Origin of the sequence: Roseicella aerolata (assembly GCF_020523605.1) — a bacterium.
Classification (GTDB): domain Bacteria; phylum Pseudomonadota; class Alphaproteobacteria; order Acetobacterales; family Acetobacteraceae; genus Paracraurococcus; species Paracraurococcus aerolatus.
In genome coordinates, this window is record NZ_JAJAQI010000041.1 from 1 (window position 1) to 12,630 (window position 12,630).

13 protein-coding genes are annotated in these 12,630 nt (G+C 72.4%); 6 read left to right on the forward strand and 7 right to left on the reverse strand.

Annotation, left to right across the window (positions count from 1 at the left end):
- Positions 1-174 precede the first annotated feature (174 nt).
- A complete protein-coding gene (locus LHA35_RS21640; protein WP_226611928.1) occupies positions 175-369 on the forward strand; it encodes a hypothetical protein in 195 nt (64 codons plus the stop codon).
- Positions 370-374: 5 nt separating this feature from the next.
- Positions 375-1,259, forward strand: coding sequence for an NAD(P)-dependent oxidoreductase (locus LHA35_RS21645; RefSeq protein WP_226611930.1), 885 nt, complete (start codon positions 375-377; stop codon positions 1,257-1,259).
- Positions 1,260-1,389: 130 nt separating this feature from the next.
- Here LHA35_RS21645 and LHA35_RS21650 read toward each other — a convergent pair whose 3' ends face one another.
- On the reverse strand, positions 1,390-2,328 hold the full coding sequence (locus tag LHA35_RS21650) for an alpha-E domain-containing protein (protein WP_226611932.1): 939 nt from the start codon (positions 2,326-2,328) through the stop codon (positions 1,390-1,392).
- Positions 2,322-3,776 carry a circularly permuted type 2 ATP-grasp protein gene (locus LHA35_RS21655; protein ID WP_226611934.1) on the reverse strand — a complete coding sequence of 485 codons (1,455 nt, stop codon included), beginning with the start codon at positions 3,774-3,776 and terminating at the stop codon, positions 2,322-2,324. The genes LHA35_RS21650 and LHA35_RS21655 overlap by 7 nt, the downstream gene beginning before the upstream one ends.
- A 255-nt stretch (positions 3,777-4,031) precedes the next feature.
- On the opposite strand from LHA35_RS21655, the gene LHA35_RS21660 reads away from it, so the two are divergent.
- Both LHA35_RS21660 and LHA35_RS21665 read left to right on the forward strand, forming a co-directional pair.
- Positions 4,032-5,681, forward strand: a complete 1,650-nt coding sequence (locus LHA35_RS21660) for a thiamine pyrophosphate-binding protein (protein ID WP_226611941.1) — start codon at positions 4,032-4,034, stop codon at positions 5,679-5,681.
- Positions 5,678-6,295, forward strand: a complete 618-nt coding sequence (locus LHA35_RS21665) for an MSMEG_1061 family FMN-dependent PPOX-type flavoprotein (RefSeq protein ID WP_226611943.1) — start codon at positions 5,678-5,680, stop codon at positions 6,293-6,295. The genes LHA35_RS21660 and LHA35_RS21665 overlap by 4 nt, the downstream gene beginning before the upstream one ends.
- On the opposite strand, the gene LHA35_RS21670 is transcribed toward LHA35_RS21665, so the two are convergent.
- Positions 6,296-6,817: an RES family NAD+ phosphorylase gene (locus LHA35_RS21670; RefSeq protein WP_226611945.1), complete on the reverse strand. Its 522-nt coding sequence runs from the start codon at positions 6,815-6,817 to the stop codon at positions 6,296-6,298.
- Between the two features lie 85 nt (positions 6,818-6,902).
- Positions 6,903-7,274, reverse strand: a complete 372-nt coding sequence (locus tag LHA35_RS21675; RefSeq protein WP_226611947.1) for an antitoxin Xre/MbcA/ParS toxin-binding domain-containing protein — start codon at positions 7,272-7,274, stop codon at positions 6,903-6,905.
- A gap of 242 nt (positions 7,275-7,516) precedes the next feature.
- On the opposite strand from LHA35_RS21675, the gene LHA35_RS21680 reads away from it, so the two are divergent.
- Complete coding sequence (locus tag LHA35_RS21680) at positions 7,517-8,287, forward strand: DUF3750 domain-containing protein (protein WP_226611949.1); 771 nt, start codon at positions 7,517-7,519, stop codon at positions 8,285-8,287.
- A 207-nt stretch (positions 8,288-8,494) separates the two neighbouring features.
- Here the strand turns inward: LHA35_RS21680 and LHA35_RS21685 are convergent, their stop codons facing one another.
- Positions 8,495-9,697, reverse strand: a complete 1,203-nt coding sequence (locus tag LHA35_RS21685) for a family 1 glycosylhydrolase (protein ID WP_226611952.1) — start codon at positions 9,695-9,697, stop codon at positions 8,495-8,497.
- A 267-nt stretch (positions 9,698-9,964) separates the two neighbouring features.
- On the opposite strand from LHA35_RS21685, the gene LHA35_RS21690 reads away from it, so the two are divergent.
- Positions 9,965-10,675, forward strand: coding sequence for a class I SAM-dependent methyltransferase (locus tag LHA35_RS21690; RefSeq protein ID WP_226611954.1), 711 nt, complete (start codon positions 9,965-9,967; stop codon positions 10,673-10,675).
- Between the two features lie 198 nt (positions 10,676-10,873).
- On the opposite strand, the gene LHA35_RS21695 is transcribed toward LHA35_RS21690, so the two are convergent.
- The gene (locus tag LHA35_RS21695) at positions 10,874-12,304 is read right to left on the reverse strand and encodes an amidase (protein WP_226611956.1); all 1,431 of its coding nucleotides are present in this window, start codon (positions 12,302-12,304) and stop codon (positions 10,874-10,876) included.
- Entirely contained in the window at positions 12,301-12,525 is a 225-nt protein-coding gene (locus tag LHA35_RS21700; RefSeq protein WP_226611958.1) for a hypothetical protein, read from the reverse strand. Before LHA35_RS21700 ends, LHA35_RS21695 begins: the two co-directional genes overlap by 4 nt.
- Positions 12,526-12,630 lie beyond the last annotated feature (105 nt).

The following is a 12,630-nucleotide window of genomic DNA, read 5'->3' on the forward strand; positions in this document are numbered from 1 at the left end:
TGCGGTCGTACCGAGCCCGGTTCTCCTGCGTCCACATGACCGCAGGTCTGCCCGCCTCAGCCGCCCGCAGGCCAGTCACAACCCATTCAAATCAGGCGATCTGTTCCCGGACGGACACTGAGCCAGGGGCTGCACGCCTATGACGACAGCCCGGTCTGGAGGCGCGACCCGAAGGTGAGGCTGTTCCGCGACGTGGCGGCGCGCGGCCGGCCGGTCTCCCATGCCGGGAGGCTGGGGCCGGAGGCCTCGGCGGCACTCGCCGACAGCGTGGTGGCCGACATGTTCGCCGAGGCCGTGGGCGGCCAGGCGACGCCGCGCGAGGCCGCCGCCCGCGCCGAGCGCCGCGCCCAGCGCATCTACCGGAGCTGAGGCGCATGGCGCGGATCGGCTTCCTCGGCATCGGGCTGATGGGCGAGGCCATGGTGCGCCGCCTGCTGGAGCGCGGGCACCAGGTCACCGCCTGGAACCTGGAGCCCGAGAGGCTGGAGCGGGTGGTGCCGCATGGCGCCATCGCCGCCCCCTCCCCGGCCGCGGTCGCGGCGGCGAGCGACATCGTGCTCTCCTGCGTGCTGCATGCCGAGGCGGTGGCGAATTGCCTCTTCGGCCCCGGGGGCGTCGCGACCGCCGCCCCGGCCTCTGCCGGCCGGCTGCTGATCGACCTCTCGACCATCCCGCCCGAGGCGGCGCGGGGGTTCGCGGCGCGGCTGCGGGCGGAGGCGGGGATGGGCTTCGTCGATGCCCCGGTCTCGGGCGGCCCGCCAGCCGCGCGCGCGGGCACGCTGACCATCATGGCCGGCGGCACGCCGGAGGACGTCGCGGTGGCCGAACCGCTGCTGCGGGAGCTTGGCACCAACATCACCCGCCTCGGCGAGGTCGGCGCCGGCCAGGCCGCCAAGATGATCAACCAGGCGATCGTCGGCACCGGCTTCCTGGTGATGGCGGAGGCGCTGGCCATGGCGGAGGCCGCGGGGCTGGATGCCGCCGCGGTGCCGGCGGCGCTGGCCGGCGGCTTCGCCGACAGCGCGCTGCTGCAGCGCATCTGGCCGCTGATGCAGCGCCGCGCCTTCGACCCGCCGCTCGGCTATGCCCGGCAATTGCAGAAGGACATGCATGCGGTCGAGGACTTCGCCCGCGGCCTGGGCCTCGACCTGCCGGTGGTCGGGGCCGCGGCCGGGCGCGTGGACGACTATGTCAGCCAGGGCCATGCCATGGCCGACAGCGTCTCGGTCATCCGGCTCTACCGGAAGGACCCGGGCTGAGGATCATACGACCGGCCCCGATCATGGCCCCCTGCAGCGTGGGCGCGAGCCCACGCCGAGGCCGCTTCTGCGGCCCGCCGCAACTGCGGCGCTCTGGCCCGGATGCGGTCACGCATCCGGGCCGTTGGTATCAGTGCCGGATGTAGAAGGCGTCGATTGCCGCGCCGAGCTCCGCCGTGCGGGTGATCATCCCCGTCAGGTACTCGTGCAGGCCCTCGGCGAAGATGTCCTCGATGCGCCCGTAGCGGAGCTGCGCCTTCAGCAGCCCGGCAATGCGGTGGCACTCCCCCGTGCGGCCGCCTTGCTCCACCGCGATCGCCTCCAGCGTGTCGGAGACCTCGGCATGGCAGGCCGCCAGGCTGCGCGGCAGTTCCGGCCGTAGGATCATCAGCTCGGCGATCCTCCGGGCGGAGAGCCGGTCCCGGTAGATCCACTGGTAGGAGCGCAGCGCGGAGACCGAGCGCAGCACGGCCTGCCACTGGACATAGTCCACCGCGCCTTCCTCTCCCGGGGCGAAGAGCTGGTGCTTCACGTCGAGCAGCCGCGCGGTGTTGTCGGCGCGCTCCAGCATCGTGCCGAGATGCACGAAGCGCCAGGGCTCGTTGCGCAGCATGGTGTCATGCGCCGCGCCGTTGAACAGCGTCACCCGCTCCCGCACCCAGCCCAGGAAGTCGGCCAGGTTCTCGCCCTCGGTCGCGTCGGGCGAGAGGTTGCGCAGATGGTTCCAGCTGTCGTTCAGCGCCTCCCACATGTCGACCGTCAGCGCGGTGCGCACCGCGCGGGCGTTGCGCCGCGCCGCCTCGAAGCAGGAGAGGATGCCGGAGGAATTGTCGGGGTCGAAGACCAGCCAGTGCACCACGGACTCCGCCGTGGGCGCCTCGTACTTCCGGTAGAAGCCGGCATCGCCGCCGGAGGCGGTCAGCAGGTCGCGCCATTCCGCGACCTCGTCGCCGAGCCGGGCCGAGATCGCCGCCATGCGGGAGGCGACGGCGAGGCCGCGCGCGACATTGCCGGCACGTTCGGTGTAGCGGGCCAGCCAGAACAGGCTGTCGGCGGTGCGGCTCAGCATCCGAGGGAGGCCGACTGGCTCTGGCTCTGGCTCTGGTCCGGGCCGGAATCGGGCCCCTCATCCTCCAGTACCCAGGTATCCTTGGTGCCGCCGCCCTGGGAGGAGTTCACCACCAGCGAGCCGTCCTTCAGCGCCACGCGGGTCAGCCCGCCGGGCACGATCCGGATCTCCCTGCCCGAGAGCACGAAAGGCCGCAGGTCCACATGCCGCGGCGCGATGCCCTGCTCCACCACCGTCGGCACGGTCGAGAGCGCGAGGGTCGGCTGCGCGATGTAGTCGGCGGGCCTGGCCAGGATGCGGGCGTGGAATTCCTCCCGCTGCGCCCGGCTGGCATGCGGGCCGATCAGCATGCCGTAGCCGCCCGAGCCCTTGGCCAGCTTCACCACCAGCTTGTCGAGATTCTCCAGCACGTATTTGCGGTCATCGGCGCGCTCACAGAGCCAGGTGGGGACGTTGGCCAGCAGCGGCTCCTCGCCCAGGTAGAAGCGCACCATCTCCGGCACATAGGGGTAGATCGCCTTGTCGTCGGCGATGCCGCCGCCCGGCGCATTGGCCAGCGCCACATTGCCGGCGCGGTAGGCCGCCATCAGCCCGGGCACGCCCACCAGGCTGTCGGGGCGGAAGGCCTCGGGGTCGAGGAACTCGTCATCGATGCGGCGATAGATCACGTCCACCCGCTTCGGCCCGGCGGTGGTGCGCATGTAGACCACCTGGTCCTGCACGCAGAGGTCGGCGCCTTCCACCACCTCCACGCCCATCTCATCGGCCAGGAAGCAATGCTCGTAATAGGCGCTGTTGTAGGGGCCGGGCGTCAGCAGGACGACGGTCGGGTCGGCGCCGGCGCGGGCGGGCGCCACCGCCTTCAGCGTCTCCAGCAACTCCTCGGGGTAGCGGCTCACCGGCGCGATCCGGTGCCGGGCGCAGAGGCGGGGGAAGAGCCGCAGCATCGCCTCCCGGTTCTCCAGCATGTAGGAGACGCCCGAGGGCGTGCGGCAATTATCCTCCAGCACATAGAACTGGTCCGGCCCGGTGCGGACCATGTCGATGCCCGAGATGTGGGTATAGACCCCGCCGGGCGGCAGGATGCCGGCCATCTCCTTGCGGTAGCCGTCATTCTCCAGCACCAGCGCCCGCGGGATCTTTCCGGCCCGCAGGATCTTCTGCCCGCCATAGACATCCGCGAGGAAGGCGTTCAGCGCCCGCACCCGCTGCCTGAGCCCGCCCGAGAGCCGCTCCCACTCCGACCGCGGGATGATGCGGGGGATGATGTCGAAGGGGATCAGCCGCTCCGGATCCCCGCCCTCGCCATAGACCGCGAAGGTGATGCCGATGCGCCGGAACAGCAGTTCCGCCTCGTGCCGCTTCCGGTCGAGCATCTCGCGCGGCGTGGCGCGGAGCCAGCGCTCGATCTCGGCATAGGCGCGCCGGACCCCGTCCTCGGCGCGCATTTCGTCGAATGCGGCGGGTTTCGATAGCGACACGCGGCTCGGGCCCCCTGCTCCATGGTCCGATACCGGAAAGCAGCACGGCGCCTGCCGGGCCGCAAGCCGCGATGCGCCAGGAAATAGGGCGGGGTGACCAGCGCTGCCCAAGACCTGACCAGGGGCGCCCATGCAGGCGGCAATCCTCGGCGGAGGCCGGGCTGGGCAGCCGACCGATCCGCCCTATGCTGCGTCCCGGTCACGGATCGGGAGGGGAACGGCATGAGCATGCCGCAGCAGGGACAGGGCGCGCTGACCGGGGCGGAGGCGGTGGCGGAAGCGCTGCGCGCGGCGGCGGTGCCGCGGCTCTATGGCGTGCCGGGCGGCGGGTCGAGCCTCGACCTGATCGAGGCGGCGGCGGCCCGCGGCATCCCCTTCGTGCTGGCGCGGCAGGAAACGGCAGCCGTCATCATGGCGGCGACCGAGGCCGAGCTCTCGGGCAGGCCGGGCGCCGTGGTGGTCACGCGCGGCCCGGGCGTCGGCAATGCGGTGAACGGCATGGCGCAGGCCTCGCTGGACCGCGCGCCGGTGCTGCTGCTGGCGGATGGCTTCACGGGTGCCGAGCGGGCCTATGCCAACCACCAGTTCTTCGACCATGCCGGCATGCTGGCGCCGGTGACCAAGGCCGCCGCGCGCGCGACCGAGCCGGGCGGCGCGCCGGGCGCGATCGCCGCGAGCCTGCTGGAGACGGCCCTGGCCGCGCCGCGCGGCCCTGTGCTGCTGGAGGTCTCGGGGGGCGCCGCGCGCGCCCCGGCCGCGCCGCTGCCGGCCATCGCCCAGGCCATGGCGGCGATGGTGCCGGAGGGCCCGGCGCTGGAGACCGCCCGCCGCCTGCTGGCCGGGGCGCGCCGCCCGGTGCTGGTCGCCGGGCTGGAAGCGACGGAGCCCGAGGCCTGCGCCGCCCTGCGCGACCTCGCCGAACGGCTCGGCTGCCCCGTCCTCGTCACCTACAAGGCCAAGGGCGTGCTGCCGGATGCGCATCCGCTCTTCGGCGGCGTCTTCACCGGCGGTGAGGCCGAGGCGCCGCTGCTGCGCGAGGCCGACCTGATCCTGCTGGCCGGGGCCGATCCGGTGGAGTTCATCCCGCAGCCCTGGCGCTTTGCGGCGCCGGTCATCGATCTCGGCACCGCGCCGCGGCCGCTGCACTACCGCGCGCCGGCGGTGGCGCTCTACGGGCCGCTCGCCCCGGCGCTCGGCGCGCTGGCGGCCGTTGCGGCACGGGGCGCCTGGGAGGCTGGCGTGATCGAGGCGCGCCGCGCCGCCTGGCTCGCCTGCCTGGCCAATGCCCCCGGCGGCAACCAGGGCCTCTCGCCCCAGGCGGTGGTGGAGATCGCCCAGGCCGCCTGCCGCGCGGCCGGGCGGGATCCGCGCATCTCGGTGGATGCGGGCGCGCATATGTTCCCCTGCACCACCTTCTGGCAGGCGGAGCGGCCGGGCGATCTGCTGATCTCGAACGGCCTCGCCACCATGGGCTTCGCCCTGCCGGCCGGCATTGCCGCGGCGCTGCACGACCCGGTGCGCGGCGCGCTGGCCTTCACCGGCGATGGCGGCCTGCTCATGGCGCTCGGCGAGCTGGCCACCGCGACGACCCTCGGCGTGAAGCTGACCATCGTCGTCTTCAATGATGCGACGCTCTCGCTGATCGACATCAAGAAGGGCGGGCGCGACCTGCCGGGCGGCGCGCTGGGCTGGCCGCTGGCCGACTTCGCCGGCGTCATGCGCTCGCTCGGCGGCATCGGGCTGCGGGCGGCGGATACGGCGGGATACCATGCGGCGCTGGCCGAGGCGCTGGCGGCGCCCGGCCCGGCGCTGGTGGATGTGCGGGTCGATCCCGGCAGCTATCCGGCGCAGATCAAGGCGCTGCGGGGATGACGGACCCCTTCGTCATCGACACGCCGGAGAAGCTGGCGGCGGCCTATGAGCCGCCGCATCCGCGCTTCCTCGCCAAGGTGACGGACCGGCTGGAGGCGACCTCGGTCGCCTTCATCGCCGCCTCCCCCTTCTGCATCCTGGCGACCAGCGGATCGCGCGGCCCGCATGCGACGCCGCGCGGCGACGCGCCGGGCTTCGTGGTGCCGCTGGACGAGCGGACCCTCGCCCTGCCCGACCGGCGCGGCAACAACCGGCTCGACGGGCTGCACGACATCCTGGAGAATCCGGAGGTCGCGCTGCTCTTCCTCATCCCCGGGGTCGGCGAGACGCTGCGCGTGCAGGGCAGCGCGCGCATCACCGCCGACCCGGCGCTGCGGGCGCGCTTCGCCGTGGATGGGAAGGAGCCCGCCACGGTGCTGCTGGTCGCGGTGCGGGAGGTCTATGCGCATTGCGCCAAGTCGATCCTGCGCGCGCAGCTCTGGGGCGGGCGGGAGAGGCCGCCGGGCGTGCCGACCAACGGGCAGATGATCGCGGCGCACAGCGCGGGCGGGCGGATCGACCCGGAGCAGTACGAGGCGGAGTACCAGGCGCGGATCAGGGCGCAGATGTACTGATCAGCGCCGCCAGGAGGACCCGTCGCGCGGCAGCCGGCCGAAATCGTCCACCACCAGCACTTGGTGCGGCGGCTCGGGCGACCAGTCCCAGAACACCGCGTTCATGTCGCGCGGCCCGGCGCCACGCGCGAAGCTCGGGACGACGATCCCGGCCCGGCCCGCCGCGCGCAGCCGGCGCGCCAGCTCCCAGCCCGGCACCCTCTCGCCGCGATCGGCCAGCGCCTCCCAGGCGCAGGCGAGGTCGGCGGCGTCGATCCGCTCCGCCGCCCGCACCGCGGCATCGGTCAGGTCGAGCATGTCGGCGCAATCGACGCGATAGGCGCAGATCGTCATGGGTTGCGCCTTGAAGGGGAAGCCCTGCTGCGCCTCCAGCCAGGCGGTCTCCAGCCGCAGGGAGGTATAGAGCGCCGCCATGCCCGGCGGGTTGAAGCGCCCGCCATGGATCCGCGCCCCCTCCCCCGAATCCGGCGCCCAGGCCCAGCCGGGATGGTGCGCGCGATAGACGGTGGTGGTCAGCCGCAAGGTCAGCCGAAGGCGCCCGCCGGGCGGTCCCGCCGGCCGGGCCGGGACGGTGCCGGCGATGGGCCGTGCCGACCGTCACGCCGCATCAGGCGTAGCCGCCGGCCGCGACGCGGGAGAGGTAGCGTTTCACCGCCTCCGCCCGGCCCTGCCGGACCATGTCCTCGGCCGTCAGGTCGCCGAAGCCCGGGATCGGCTCGGAGCGGTACCAGGCGAAGGCGACCTCCGGCGTGCCGGCCCAGCCGCGGATGCGGTTGATGATCTCGACCAGGTCGCGCAGGCGCTGCTGGGTCGCCGGCGCCTGGAGCCGAGCGGTCTTGGAGACCGCATCGCGCGAGAGCCCGGCGGCGGCGGCGAGCTGTTGCCGGCTGGTGCCGAGCCAGTCGCTCAGCCGGTCGGGCCGCACCCGGCCATCCGCCTCCAGCGTCTCGATGAGGGCATGTCCGACTGCGACGCTCATGGCTGCCCCGTGATTTGACCCTGTTACAGGCAAAGATATGGGGCAGGCCGGATGGGATGCAAGCCGCGCCGTGGGGCGCCGAAGGTCCGGGGAGCCTGACGGGGCTTTCCCGGATGCCGGGCCCATCCGCGCCCCGTCCCGCCTCCGGCCAGGCATGGCGGCAGCCCGGCCGCGCCCATATGCGCGCGGGTGCCTCGAGCCGGTTGCGGTCGCCGCTGCGGCACCAAACATGCTTCCGGACGATGCCGGTCCTGAAAGCCTCGCTGCTCCTCTTCCTCCTCCTCTTCCTCCTGCCTCTCGGCCTCTCCGCCGCCCGCCACCGGATGGCCGGCCACGGGGATGGTTGGTGGGCCGCCGACCGCTCCAGCGCCGGGCTGCTGCCGCCCGCCGCGCAGCACAGCCCCGCCGTCGTCCGCGTCTTCGCGGCGCGCACCGTCCGCTGGCGCGGCATCTTCGCGGTGCATTGCTGGCTCGTCCTGAAGCCGGAAGGCGCCGCGCGCTACACGCGCTACGACTACACCGCCTGGGGCGCGCCGATCCGCATGAACGGCTTCGAGCCGGATGGCCGCTGGTTCGGCCAGGTGCCGGAGGTGGTCTTCGCCGCGGATGGGAAGGCGGCCGCCGCCCTCATCCCGCCCATGCTGGCGGCGATCGAGGGCTATGCCTGGCGCAACCATGGCGACTACCGCCCCTGGCCGGGGCCGAATTCCAACACCTTCGTCGCCGCGGTGCTGGATGCCGCGCCCGGCATCCGCGTCGCGCTGCCGCCGACCGCGATCGGCAAGGACTACCCCTATGACGGGCGCTGGATAAGGCCGACGCATTCCGGCACCGGCCTTCGCCTCACCCTCGGGGGCTATGCGGGGCTGACCCTGGCCTGGGTGGAGGGAATCGAGCTGAACCTGCTCGGCGCCGTAGCGGGCCTCGACCTGCGGCGGCCGGCCCTCAAGCTGCCGGGACTCGGGCGCATCGGCATGCCGGGGCAGGATGGGCCGGGCACGGCGACGCCCTGACAGGCCATGGCCCGGGACGGGTTGCCGCGGGCCGGAGCGCGGCAGGGACGCGGGCGGAGTGCCCTGCCGCCGCCCCGGGCACCGCCCGGCGCGGGGGCCTCGATCCGCCCGCGCCGGCTGACCGACACTGGATGGGCCCGGGGGGCGGGCCCATTGCGCCCGGGGCGGCCGGCGGGATGACGCGGCGGGTTGCCTCGGCGGCCGCGGTCAGGCGGCGACCGGCAGGCGGAGGCAGCTCGCCTGCGCCGCGACCACCGGGCGCCACGCCTCGATCAGGCGCTTGTAGGCCAGGCCGACGCGACGCGGCCGGCGGTCGAGGTCGCAGAGGCCGAGCGGGTTGACCCGGCCCCGCACCTCGCGCAGCGCCACGTCCCAGTCCATGTGGTCGGTCAGCGAATACCAGGTGAAGCCCAGCACCGGCACGCCCTCGCTCCGCAGCCGCATCACGCCGGACCACTGCTTCCAGAGCCAGCGCTCGGCCTCGTCGCCCGCCGGCCCCTCCATGCAGTTGGTCTCCGTGTGCATGACAGGCAGGCCGTAGCGGACATGGTACTCGCGCGTCACGGTGTCGTAGCCGAAGACCTCGCCCGCCGCGCGGCTGTGGCGATCGGCCCCGATCAGGTGCTCGTTGGTGACGTACCAGTCATTGCCCATGATGCAGTGGCGCTTCAGCCGCGGCGCCTCCCGCAGGAAGAAGTGGTATTCGGCACGGGTCATGCCATTGTCGGCCAGGAACTCGTACATCGCGCTGTCCACGCGCCGGCCGTAATTGAGGTCGAGGGTGAGGAAGCGCTCGGCGTTGCGCCGCTCGGCATGCGGCATGGCCGCGGGGCATTCCGGGTGGAAATGCTCGGTGCTCTCGCTCTGCACGAAGATCGCATCCGGCCGCGCGCGCAGGATCGCCTGCATGGCCAGCAGGTTGGCCCGGACGATGTGCTTGATGGCGGTGACATAGCTGCGGTCGTCGTGGCGCTGTTCGTTCCACCAGCCGTATTTCGTGGAGAAGACGGCGGTGATGAACATCTCGTTGATCGGGGTGTAGAGCTGCACCCAGGGGAAGCGCCGCGCGAAGGCTTCCGCATAGTCGGCGAAGAGGGCCGGGAAATCCGGGTTCTGGAAATCGCCTATCCAGTCCGGCACGCCGAAATGGCAGAGATCGACGATCGGGGTGATGCCGAGCCGGCGGATCTCGGCGAAGGTCTCATCGGCGAAGCGCCAGTCCTGACGCCCCGGACCGGTCAGCGTGCTGTAGAGCTGCGGCCCGTAGCGCAGCACATCGATGCCGAGCTCCCGCACCAGGGCGAAATCCTCCCGCCAGCGCTGGTAATGGCCGAGCTCGGCCATCTGGTCGCGCCGGACGCGGCCGCCCTCGATGGTCGGCGCACTGTTCTCGATGCCGGTCGCGAACATGAAGGCCGGAAGGGTCCGCGCCCCGCCATGGCCCAGTGCCGGCCCCTGCTGTTCCACCCCGCCCTGCATGTCCTGCCTCTTCGCGCGACCTGGGAGAGGATCGTATACACTCGGCATTCATTACTCAAAAGTGAGTGAAATTGCAGGGCGAGTTGTCGCCACTTCGATCACCGCTGCGCCATCCGTTGCAACCGGGCCGGCGCCGCGCCGCTTGCCGCCCGGGCAACCGAGCAGGGCCGTCGCAGCGCGAGGGCATGGGGAGGTGACATGGCACCATCGGACGGCACGGCGGCACCAGGATCGCCCCTGGACGCGCTCCTCCACCGGGTCGTCCGCGGCGCGACGCCGGGGGAGGCCGACTGCTTCCCGGTCGACCGGCTTGCGGAGCTTGCCGCCTCGATCGATGCCGCAAACTATTTCTCGGAACGGATGGGCCGGGCCAGGCCCCACCCGGACAAATACGCCCTTCTGTGCGAAGCGCTGGAGACGAGGCGCTGCGACGGCATGATCGCCGAATTCGGCGTCTTCGAGGGACGCACCATCAATTTCATCGCCGAGCAGACGCGGGAGACGGTCTTCGGCTTCGACTGCTTCGAGGGCCTGCCGGAGGACTGGCGACCGGGCTTCCCCCGCGGCACCTTCAGCCGCGACGTCCCGGTGGTACGGCCGAATGTCCGCCTCATTGTCGGCCTGTTCGAGGACACGCTGCCGGACTTCCTGGCGCGGCACCGGGAGGACATGTCGCTCCTGCACATCGACTGCGACCTCTATTCCTCGACCAGGACGGTGCTGCGCGCCTGCGCGCCCCGGATCCGCAGGGGCACGGTCCTCGTCTTCGACGAGTATTTCAACTACCCGGGCTGGCGCGGCCATGAGTTCCGGGCCTTCCAGGAATTCGTGGCCGAAACCGGCCGCGCCTATGAGTACCTGTCCCTCGTCCCGTCGCACCAGCAGGTCGCGGTCATCATGACCCGCTAGAGCAGATCGCGGACGGGCGTGAACGCCCGGAAGCGTGAATCTGCTCTACAATCCATGGCCTACAGCGGATCGCGGACGGGCGTGAAGGCCGCGGAGCGGATCCCTGCCCGGCAAGCAGGAACCCGCAGCGGATCGGCGATCGGTTCCGAACGCCACCCCCCCTGCGGCAGGCCGGTGGCCGGCCTGCCTCGGCCCGGATCAGAGGACCGGCGACGCCAGGTGCCAGTCGGTGATGCGCTGATAGGCATCCGCCGCCCGAAGCACGGTCGCCTCGGCAAAGGGCCGCCCGGCCAGTTGCAGCCCCACCGGCAGGCCACGGTCATCGAAGCCGCAGGGGATGCTGATGGTCGGCAGGCCGAGATAGTTGAAGGGCCGGGTATTGGCCGAGACCGCCATGAAGCGCGACCAGTTCGCCGGGTCGGCGTCGATATCGGTCTCCGCCAGCGTCGGCACGCGGGTGCGCAGGGTCGGCGTCGCCACCAGGTCGAAACCCGTCAGCGTCTCCGCCACGAACTGCCGCAGCAGCGGGCCGCGGCGCGACAGCGCCTCCACATACAGATGCCCCGGGATGGCATAGCCGCCATAGAGGCGGGCGGAGAGGTGGATGGCATAGTCGCCGGGATGCTCGCGCATCCAATTGGCGTGGATCGCCGCCCCCTCAACCCGGCTGATCAGCGCGACATAGGCGCTGACGGCGCGCAGGCTCGGCGCCTGCACCCGCGTGACCTCGGCCCCCGCCGCCTTCAGCGCGTCCAGCGCCGCCTCGAAGGCCGTGACCACCGGCGCATCGGCGCCGTCGAGGAAATAGGTCTCGCAGACCGCGATCCGCATCCCCTTCACCGAACCGGTCAGCGCCGCCTCGTAATCCGGCACCGGCTCGGGCGCGCTGGTCGGGTCCTTCGGATCCCTGCCCGCCGTCACCCGGAGGAACCGCGCCGCATCCCGCGCCGTCCGCACCAGCGGCCCGACATTGTCGCAGGAGAAGGAGAGCGGCATGACGCCGTGCCGCGAGACGCGGGTCTGCGTCGCCTTCAGCCCCGTCACGCCGCAGAGCGTCGCCGGCAGCCGGATCGAGCCGCCCGTATCGCTGCCCAGCGCGGCGGTGAAGAACCGCGCCGCCACCCCCGCGCCGGAGCCGGAGGAGGAGCCGCCGGTGCAGTAGTCGAGGTTCCAGGGGTTGTGGCAATGGCCGACATGCGCGTTGTGACCAGTCGGGTTCTGCGCGAACTCCGCCATGTTCAGCGTGCCCATGTCGATCGCCCCGGCGGCGTCCAGCCGCTCGAGCACCGTCGCGGTGACCTTCGGGGCGAAGTCCTTGCGGATCTTCGAGCCGCAGGTGCTCACCTTGCCGGCACGGTAGTACATGTCCTTGTGCATCATCGGCGCGCCGGCCAGCGGCCCGGGCGGCTTGCCCGCGGCGCGCGCCTTGTCCTGCGCCGCGGCGGCTTCCAGCGCCGCCTCCCGGTCCAGGCGGATGACGCTGTTGATCCTGCCGTCATGCGCCTCAATGCGGGCGAGGCAGGCGCGCACCAGCGCCTCGGCCTTCACCTCGCCGCGGGCGAAGGCATCGGCAGCCTCGGTCATGGAGAGGGCGGCCAGGTCGCTGGCGGCGGCGACGGGGGCGTTCATGCCGCGCCCCCCTGGCCGGGCTCCTGGCAGTCGCGCAGCGCGGCCTCGAAGCCGCTCGGCTCCTCCTCGAATTGCATGGTGCCGCGCAGCGCCTCCAGTTCGGCGATCAGCGCGGCGAAATCCGCCAGGCCATGGCGCGCCGCGGCATTCGGCACGGCGATGCCGCTCCAGCGGCTGATCGCCTCCATGGTCGGTAGGACGAGTTGCGGTTCGGTCGGCATGGCACTCCCTTCCGGCAGCGGCGCCAGGGGCGGCGCCTCCGGCGGGAGGGTAGCAAAGCCCGTGCCTGCCTGGCGCCCGCACGCAAGGGTTGAACCGACTCGGAA